Below are 8,486 nucleotides of genomic sequence, written 5' to 3' on the forward strand. Positions count from 1 at the left end.
GATGTTTGTTTTTTGATTAAAATTCAATTCTGTAATTGAGTAATGGCAGGAGTTCCAATTGATATTCCGTTTCAATCATCCTTGTTTGGGTGTTGAAAAATTCTTCGTCAACGTTAAGTCTGTTGGTCACATTTTGAATATCCAATGAAATGATATGGGCAACTTTGGGTCGGTTTATCCTATACGAGAAACTGGCATCAATTCTCCAATAGTCATCAAACTGCAATGCGTTTCTTTGATCTTGAAGTAATCGCACAAAGCCCGTATCATCAAAATAATCCAAATCGACAGGGGTGCCTCTTTTACCACCATTCCATAAAACCTTTGCATTGACCCCAAAAATGTTGTTCCCATTCTTTCCTGCCTTAAACTCCTTACCTCCAACAACATTGAAGGTATAGTTGGCATTGTAACGACTGTCATACCAATTGCCATCAGCAGCACGGTATTGTGAATCAAAAAGTGAGCTCGTAACCAAAAAATAATATTGGTTTGAAAAGAATTTCTCCAAGGTCAGTTCCAATCCATAATTTCTGGCTTTCCCCGAGTCCGTGAGTTCTCTTTCTATAAATTGACCATTTAAAAAGGAATCTGTAAAATTTGAATCTGCTGCCACAGCAACTTTGTTCAAGTCTTGGTAATAGACTTCTAGCTTTAGATGACCGTTTTTAAGAATTCGCCAGTCATAACCTAATACATAGTGCATGGCCCTCATTAAATCCAGATTCGTATTTGGCGTGCTAGCATTTCCCTGTCCATCACCAATTTCAATAAAGTATTGATTTAATGGCATTCGCCTGGAGTGCAATCCAATTCCAGCACTCAGCGTATGTTTTGGAGAAATTTGATATTCAATTCCACCCCGTGGTTCAAGCACAAAATCATTGTTCACAGAAAATGACGAGGCATGAAGTCCAAAGGTTGTGGAGAGTTTTTCAGTAAATCGGTATTTGGCTTGGGAGAAAAATTGGAGAAATGTACCATTGCCTTCCGAGTCAACTAAAGTTATGGCATTGTCATTCAGTATTTCGTCCGTTAAAACATCATAGGACAATCTACTATACACAAGTCCTGTCTTTAGAGTTGTTCTTGCATTGAACTTTTGATTTAGGTTTACGCTCAAACGAAGCGCATTGTTTCTTAAAATATCGCGTTCCTGCAAAAAATCATCGTTTGTCGTATTGTCCAACGAAAAAACATAATCACTTTGGTTTCCAGAAAAGGACAGGGCCCCGTCCAATGAAGTATTGGTGCTAAAAAAATGCTTGAGGTTAAGGCCGCCCATATAGGTTTTTGACTCAAAGAATTCATCTTCCACCAAAACCGGACTTATCTGCTCCGCATTATCCTGATTATCCTCACTAAATCCACCAATTCCCCAAAACGACAAGTTTGTTTTTTCTCCTATTGGCAGGTTTAGCTTAAGCGCAAGATCCTGAAAGGTGGGCACTGAGCCTTCTGAGACTTCTATAATGTTGTTCAAGATGGTCAAGGTAGAATATCTGTAGTTGACCAAATAAGATCCTTTGTAATTTTTGGAGAAAGGCCCTTCAATGGCCAAGTCAGTCCCCAAAACACCAAATTGAAACGCATACTCCGCTTTTTCAGCATTTCCGTTTCGCAGCTTGATATCAAAAACTCCTGAGGTTGCATTACCATATTCCGCTGGGAAAGCTCCGGTAAAAAAATCGGAATTGCCCAGCATATTGGTGCTCAACAGACTTATTGCTCCAGGCGAATAGCCTTCCTCAGAAAAATGATTGGGTTCAGGAACCTCTACCCCTTCAATTTTCCACAGTAGTTGGTTTGGCGCATTACCCCTGATCACAATTTCATTGGTGGTGTCATCAGAATTGGTAACACCTGCGAAAGAAAGTGCCATTCTTGCAGGATCGCTAATACTTGCAGGAAAGCGTTTGGTCTCTTCTACACCAAATGACCGTGCACTTACCGTTGCCAATTTATTATTGGGCTTAATTTGATCTTTGCGTGCTGAGACAACAATTTCCCCTAACTGATTCAAGGATTCCGTGAGTCGTATACTTAGATTGATTTCTTTGGCAGAACCAACTAAAACTTGTGAAACCAGAGCATCTTCATATCCCAAATAACTACAACTGAAAGATTGTCGGCCTACAGGGACATTCTCCATTGTGAAAAATCCTTGGGCATTTGTTATTACACCTAGTTGTGGTTCTGAATCAATGAGAATAATTGTGGCTCCCATTAAAGGACTTCCTGTTACAATATCGGTCACTTTTCCTTTAACAGTTTGCTTTAGATCTTGACCATATCCAAGAAGTACAGATGTAAAAAATAAACCCAAGAACAAAAAGGCATTAATTTTTGATTTTTTCATTGGTTCATCTAAAAAGTTAGCGAAGTTCTTTTTCCAATTGCAATACTGGAATCCAATAGAAGTTTATTACGGACCATTCATCAGCTTCAACGTTTTGTGAACTTCGCACAAATACTGACCCATTTTCAGTAAACACATGTCTGGAGGAAAGGCCTTTGGTTTTTGGTTCGTTATTCATCACGTAAATGCTTTTTATAACGATTTCTCCCCATATTGAAAATGCCCACTTTTATACCGAAACCAGCAGAAAATCCATTGATGTTTTTTATTCTATTTGGTGCCAAATCTATTTTACTTGAGAACCTGTATCGTGCCCCAATTTCCAATTGTACATATCTAGAAATATTATACAAAACATTTATTCCTGGCTCCACTACAAATACCTCATCCCAATCATTTCTATCAAAATCGATATCAATATCTCGATTGTTATCCTCAACATAGACCACTGCCCCAGCCCCAACAAGTATGGGAAATGAAAGGTTAACCTTTGAGCGTCCAAATAATATAGGTTCAACATGGAGCCCTGCATACCCCCCGGCAAAGTCCAAGGTTTCAAAAGTATCAATCCTCAAATCTTGCTGCGAATAAAAACCAACGGCGGCAAAACCAACTTCAAATTGTCTATTTGCAACATAGGCAACTTTAAAAACTCCATTATAGGTGCTTTCTCCGTCAATTTCACCTAAATAGGTTCCTAGTCCGAAGTAAACTCCATGAACCACATTGCTTCTGTCATTAAACTCGATATAGTTATCATCTTCTTCTGTTTGTGCCCAAGAGATAAAGCTTAAAAGCAGTATTGGAAGCAGGAATTTATTCTGTTTCATTTTTCTTGTCAAGGCTGTCGTATTAAAGACAATCATAGTTTTTAAAAGTTGCATGGTTTTTGATTTTTTTGATTTGATGAATACTATTTTTTAATCTGTTAGGACAATAACTCCTTTTATCCCATTTAAAGAGAAATCGCCACGTTCTCCGGAACCATAGGACGCCGAAATATCCCTAATCTTTTTTCCGGCATTGGTAACATTTGTTCTAATATTGGCAAAAGACTTTGGAACTCTTAGGAGTCCCTGCTCCAGGGTTGCTTTAAAGTTAAATGCAAGACCTGAAATGTTCATGTTTATATCTGAGGATTCTTGAACAATGTCTATTTCTGGTTTAGAATCAAGGAAATGATGAATTTCCACTTCGGCAATTCGAAGGGTTAAAAACATTTCATCTCCAATGGTATTAATATCAACATTGGAAAATTTAAAGTCGCCCCGCATACTTCCAATTTTAAACAGGTTCACCTCATCTTTACTCGAATACAGCTCTAGGTTTGCTACTTCATCCAATTTCACATCGCTCCCATTACTGATTATTTTCAATTTTTGGGCATCTTCTATATCAATACTCCCATTGCTCATTTTAATATTTCCATAGCCTATTTTGCCACAGTTCAATTTTCCAAAGCGCATATCAATTTTTATGGTTGAAACATCTTCATTAATCCAGATATCACCATGTTGTACATTGGCTTCCAAATCTCCATTCCAGTTGGCTATAATTACATCTCCAAACCTGTTTGTAATATCGAGTTCTGCATTTACGGGCAGGTAAACCTTATAATCAATTTGGATATTGGATTTATCAAAATCAAACGGATTGGCCTTGTTAAAATATCTAGAAAATACACTGGTACTGCGATCCGCTATTTCTGACGTAACCCGAATAAAATCTCCTGCCGCTGTAATTTTAGGCTGAATCCTATCCAATAACTTCTTGGCATTTTCGTCCTTTCTGTGGGTCACTTTTATAGCAATCTCTACCTTCATTTGGTTTTTGGCCCATCCATTGACAACCACATCGCCATACTTATTCTCTATCTGCAATGTTCCCGTAGAGGGCAGTTCATGCGTCTTTTCCCATTGTTTGGAACGCTCGCTCTGAGCCATAGCCATAAAAGCGCTGAAGCATAGTAGTGCACTGAGCACTATTTTTTTATAGTATGTAGCCTTCATAATCCGTTTCATTTTTAGAAGCATTGATCTGTTTAAGTAAATTCTCAATCAATTCAATACGCTTTTTATAATTGTTCACAATGGCCTCCAATACCAGCTCATTGTCCAAATTGTTCTGCATTTCCAGTTTTAATTGTTCATATTCATCATCTAACTCATCCATAAAAGACAAAAACTCTTCTTTATCATTTGCGGCAAGGGCAGGATGATTTTTCACCAATTGAACCTGTTGATGTACCAAGTTCTTGTAGTACATATCAATATCCAATAGCTCTTCGCTTGCATAACCTTCACCCACTTGAGAAGCTGGATTGCCGACTAACAAAAAGGCCGTTAATGATAATCCCATTAACAGGATAATGGAGGCAGCCACTCGAAGTTTACGAGATTTCCATAAAGGAATTACCTTACCCTTTTCATCATCCAATTGAGGTGCTATTTCTTTCCATAGCTTATCCTTATCCACTTTGTGAACATTAAATGCCTCTTTGTTTTCCCTAATGTGTTTTTCAAAATTGTCCATTACAACTCATTTACAATTTTAACTAGTTTCTTTTTTGCCCTGTGGTATTGCGACTTGGAGGTTGAGGTTGATATCCTCAAAATTTCTCCAATTTCCGCATGGTCATACCCCTCTATGAGATAGAGAGTAATAATTTGTCTATATCCCTCTGGTAATTGACCCAATCCAATTTTTATTTTCTCTATTTCCAAAGGTTCAATTGCATTCACCTCATCATCTTCTATAACTTCTCCCTCACTTTCCAAGGAAGACAATAACAATCGCTTTGTTTTTAGATGGTTGATGCTCCGATTGATTACAATTCGTTTTAACCAGGCACCGAAAGTGCTTTCAAACCTGAACGTATCCATTTTTTTAAAGGCCTCAACAAAACTCTCCTGCAACACGTCCTCCGCATCTTCCCGTATGGTCAATAAACGCATAGCAACATTGAACATAGCATCCACATAGAGCCCATACAACTGATATTGGGCATTGCGGTCTCCCTGTTTGCTTTGCTCTATTAAAGCTTGATGCGTAAAACGTACGTTTGCTTCCAAAAATTCTGGACGGTTATTCAATGACGGCTAAAAATAATCCTTATTCATCTATTCCAAAGACAATAGAAAAATGCAAAGGTTGCACTGAAACTTATTTTAACTAAAAAAACCTTCAACTTTCGTTGAAGGTTTTAAGCTTGAGTTAGTTTTTGGATGGTTATTATTCCATTTTAACTATGATAAATTCTGATCTTCGGTTAACATCGTGCTCTTCATTGGTGCACCGAACCCCATTGCCGCATTGGTTCAATAACACCTTCTCTCCATAACCAATTGCACTTTCTAATCGGTTTGACTCAATACCTTGTGAGATAATATAATTTCCCGTTGCCTTTGCTCTTTTATCGGAAAGGGTTTCATTGTAGCGATCACTACCTCTGGAGTCCGTATGCGCTTCAATTTTGATGACCATTTTTGGGTATTCCTTCATTACCTCAACAATCTTATTTAACTCCTGTGCAGCATCTGGACGAATATCAGCCTTATTCAAATCAAAATAAATATTGTCTATTTTAATTTTTAGCACCCCATTTTCACGAACAATAAGTTTATTCAATTCTTTTGTAATCTCCAAAGGAACTGTATTTATAAAATCTTTTTCAGTAGTAGTACCAAAGGCTTTTTCATTTGGCAAAAAGCCTTGTTTGTTTATTTTGATGTTGTACTCTGCCTCACAATCCAAAACCACATCAAAACTAAATGCTCCATATGGATCTGTTGCTGTTTTTCCCAAAGACGTTCCATCTACCGAGAAAAGTTCAACATTTACATTTACTATGGGCTGCGCATTGGCCTTTCTAATAACACTACCCTTTACGGTTTGTTCGCAAGCTTCTTCCAAGCGTTGGAACGAATAAATATCATCATCTCCTTTGCCTCCTTCTCTATTGGAAGAGAAATAACCTCTGTCCGAAGCTTCATTTACAATATATGCAAAGTCGTCCCGGTTGCTGTTCAAAGGTTTCCCAAGATTATTTGGTGTACCAAATCCGTTTCGCCCCAATTCGCTTTCAAAAACATCCAAACCTCCCAGTCCTAAATGTCCATCAGAAGCAAAGTATAGTTTTTCATCTGTTACATAGGGGAACATTTCCCTTCCACTGGTGTTTATAGTTGGGCCAAGGTTCTTTGGTTGTGAAAAGCTTCCATCCTTGTAGATTTCAACCATAAAGATATCGGTGTTCCCTATACTTCCCGGCATATCGGAAACGAAGAAAAGGAATTGCCCATCTGGACTTAAAGCGGGCTGACCCACGGAATATTCTTCACTGTTAAAAGAGACCTCTGTTGCAGCTGTCCACTCACCTCCTTGAAGTTGGGATGTATACATTTTCAAATGGTTGGTACCTTCACCATCCCTTCCTAAATTTTGATTGGAATAATTGTTTCTTGTAAAATAAATTTTATTTCCTTCTGGAATAAATGCGGCCACTGCCTCATGATATCTTGTATTCAAGATTTCGGAAAATTGGACAACTTCAGCTAAATCTGAACCCAAATCATTGGTGTCCGCCATAAAGAAATCCAAATAAGGTTGCTTATTCCATTCATAGACACTAGTTTCAAATCGTAATGAATCACGACTTGATGAGAACACAATTTTATCCTTGTAATACATCGGACCAAAATCTGCTACGGGCGTATTGATAGCTAAATTTGAGATATAGAATTGGGGTTGCCTGTTCAACAACTCATCCAATGCTTCGTCATTGTTCTTCAATTGCGCTACCTCATACTCTGACATATCGCGTTTTTGACTATAAATTTTCATAATAGCCTTTGCCAGTTTGTAATTTCCAATTCCTTTTAAGGAGTGCACATATCTGAAAGCATATTTAGGTTCCAACACTTTTTCATACTTGGAAAATAACTGTCCGTACCATTTGGCAGCGTTTTCCATATCCGTATTAAGGAAATAACAATCTCCGAGGCGTTCCAACACATGTTGTGAATCGTCCCCTTTTTGAACAATGGTTTCATATTGTTTTGCCGCCCTTACATAAAGTAGATTTTCAAAATTGATATCTGCATCATTGTACTTTAATTGGGCTTGTGCTATACAGGCCAAAAGTGAAAAAAGTACGATTATGTTTGTTTTTATTGCTCTCATCTTAGTAAAATCTTGGGGATTTAAGTCGCTTTTCCACGGTTTTGAATTCGTATCGTAGGAATATTTCGTGCGTGCCACTTGTATAACTTCTTAAATCTGATGTGGTAAGGTCATAGGCATACCCAACGCTTAAATCTGGTGATATCTGTAATCCTAAAAGGGCAGAAAAGGAATCGTCCCAGCGGTATGCCAATCCAGCGGTAAATGTTTCCATAATCATGGTATTTGCCGAAATATCTGCAATCACCGGCGCACCTGGCACCCATTTTACAAAAAAGGCTGGTTTGAACTTAATATCAGGTGTCAAATCAATAATCCTTCCACCTATTAAAAAATAGTGCAAACGTTCTGAGGCTATTTCCTGCTCCTGTCCATCATAATGGTCCTCGGAGAAAAAGTTGGGAACTGCAAGCCCTAGATACCCCTTAGCGGTATGGTAGTATACTCCTGCACCAATTGTTGGAAAAAATTTGTTCTCTATATTACTCTGAAAAGCCACATCTGGATTCTCAAATAAGCCTTTGGTGAAGTCAACATTGAACAGTCTGCCTCCTGCCTTAAGACCAAAGGATAGTTTTTTGTCTACATCATCCAGTTTTACGGTATATGAAAAATTTCCATCCACAAAAACCTCTGAAGATGGCCCAAGGGCATCGTGGGAGAGTACAAGCCCCAAACCAACATTATTTCCCATTGGGCCATCAACAGCCAAGACTTGGGAAGTTGGTGCTCCATTCACGCCCACCCATTGGGAACGATGCATTAAAAGCGCCGTAAGATGTCCACGAGAACCTGCATAAGCTGGGTTTACATTCAAGGTATTGTACATGTACTGTGTAAACTGAGGGTCTTGCTGGCCAGAAACCATAAAGGTCCCTAGTACAAGTGCTGCAAGACAGGTATATCGTAATTGCTTTTTCATTCGTTGTATTTTTTTGACTTTTCT

Annotated in this window: 8 protein-coding genes; all 8 read right to left on the minus strand. The window is 38.3% G+C overall.

Going from position 1 to position 8,486, the window contains the following annotated elements; translation table 11 throughout:
- Window positions 1-16 precede the first annotated feature (16 nt).
- The 8 genes from AAY42_RS10585 to AAY42_RS10615 all read right to left on the minus strand — a co-directional run bounded on the left by AAY42_RS10585 (window position 17) and on the right by AAY42_RS10615 (window position 8,462).
- Window positions 17-2,359, minus strand: coding sequence for a TonB-dependent receptor (locus AAY42_RS10585; RefSeq protein WP_055394986.1), 2,343 nt, complete (start codon window positions 2,357-2,359; stop codon window positions 17-19).
- Window positions 2,360-2,375: 16 nt separating this feature from the next.
- A complete protein-coding gene (locus tag AAY42_RS18305) occupies window positions 2,376-2,537 on the minus strand; it encodes a hypothetical protein (protein WP_175288755.1) in 162 nt (53 codons plus the stop codon).
- Window positions 2,530-3,189, minus strand: a complete 660-nt coding sequence (locus tag AAY42_RS10590) for a hypothetical protein (RefSeq protein WP_139063714.1) — start codon at window positions 3,187-3,189, stop codon at window positions 2,530-2,532. Before AAY42_RS10590 ends, AAY42_RS18305 begins: the two co-directional genes overlap by 8 nt.
- Window positions 3,190-3,279: 90 nt before the next feature.
- Window positions 3,280-4,380: a hypothetical protein gene (locus AAY42_RS10595; protein ID WP_175288756.1), complete on the minus strand. Its 1,101-nt coding sequence runs from the start codon at window positions 4,378-4,380 to the stop codon at window positions 3,280-3,282.
- The gene (locus AAY42_RS10600) at window positions 4,349-4,891 is read right to left on the minus strand and encodes a hypothetical protein (protein ID WP_055394993.1); all 543 of its coding nucleotides are present in this window, start codon (window positions 4,889-4,891) and stop codon (window positions 4,349-4,351) included. Before AAY42_RS10600 ends, AAY42_RS10595 begins: the two co-directional genes overlap by 32 nt.
- Window positions 4,891-5,430 (minus strand): RNA polymerase sigma factor, encoded by a 540-nt coding sequence (locus AAY42_RS10605; protein WP_082433578.1) that lies wholly within the window; start codon window positions 5,428-5,430, stop codon window positions 4,891-4,893. Before AAY42_RS10605 ends, AAY42_RS10600 begins: the two co-directional genes overlap by 1 nt.
- Window positions 5,431-5,590: 160 nt before the next feature.
- Window positions 5,591-7,540, minus strand: a complete 1,950-nt coding sequence (locus tag AAY42_RS10610; protein ID WP_055394995.1) for an OmpA family protein — start codon at window positions 7,538-7,540, stop codon at window positions 5,591-5,593.
- Window position 7,541: 1 nt separating this feature from the next.
- Window positions 7,542-8,462 (minus strand): PorP/SprF family type IX secretion system membrane protein, encoded by a 921-nt coding sequence (locus AAY42_RS10615; RefSeq protein WP_055394997.1) that lies wholly within the window; start codon window positions 8,460-8,462, stop codon window positions 7,542-7,544.
- Window positions 8,463-8,486 lie beyond the last annotated feature (24 nt).

Source organism: Flagellimonas eckloniae (assembly GCF_001413955.1).
Classification (GTDB): domain Bacteria; phylum Bacteroidota; class Bacteroidia; order Flavobacteriales; family Flavobacteriaceae; genus Flagellimonas; species Flagellimonas eckloniae.

Excerpts from the sequence above, each read along its gene's own strand:
- AAY42_RS10610 (WP_055394995.1), bottom strand. The coding sequence starts at position 7,540 with ATGAGAGCAATAAAAACAAACATAATCGTACTTTTTTCACTTTTGGCC.
- AAY42_RS10585 (WP_055394986.1), bottom strand. The coding sequence starts at position 2,359 with ATGAAAAAATCAAAAATTAATGCCTTTTTGTTCTTGGGTTTATTTTTT.
- AAY42_RS18305 (WP_175288755.1), bottom strand. The coding sequence starts at position 2,537 with ATGAATAACGAACCAAAAACCAAAGGCCTTTCCTCCAGACATGTGTTT.
- AAY42_RS10615 (WP_055394997.1), bottom strand. The coding sequence starts at position 8,462 with ATGAAAAAGCAATTACGATATACCTGTCTTGCAGCACTTGTACTAGGG.
- AAY42_RS10600 (WP_055394993.1), bottom strand. The coding sequence starts at position 4,891 with ATGGACAATTTTGAAAAACACATTAGGGAAAACAAAGAGGCATTTAAT.
- AAY42_RS10590 (WP_139063714.1), bottom strand. The coding sequence starts at position 3,189 with ATGAAACAGAATAAATTCCTGCTTCCAATACTGCTTTTAAGCTTTATC.
- AAY42_RS10595 (WP_175288756.1), bottom strand. The coding sequence starts at position 4,380 with ATGAAACGGATTATGAAGGCTACATACTATAAAAAAATAGTGCTCAGT.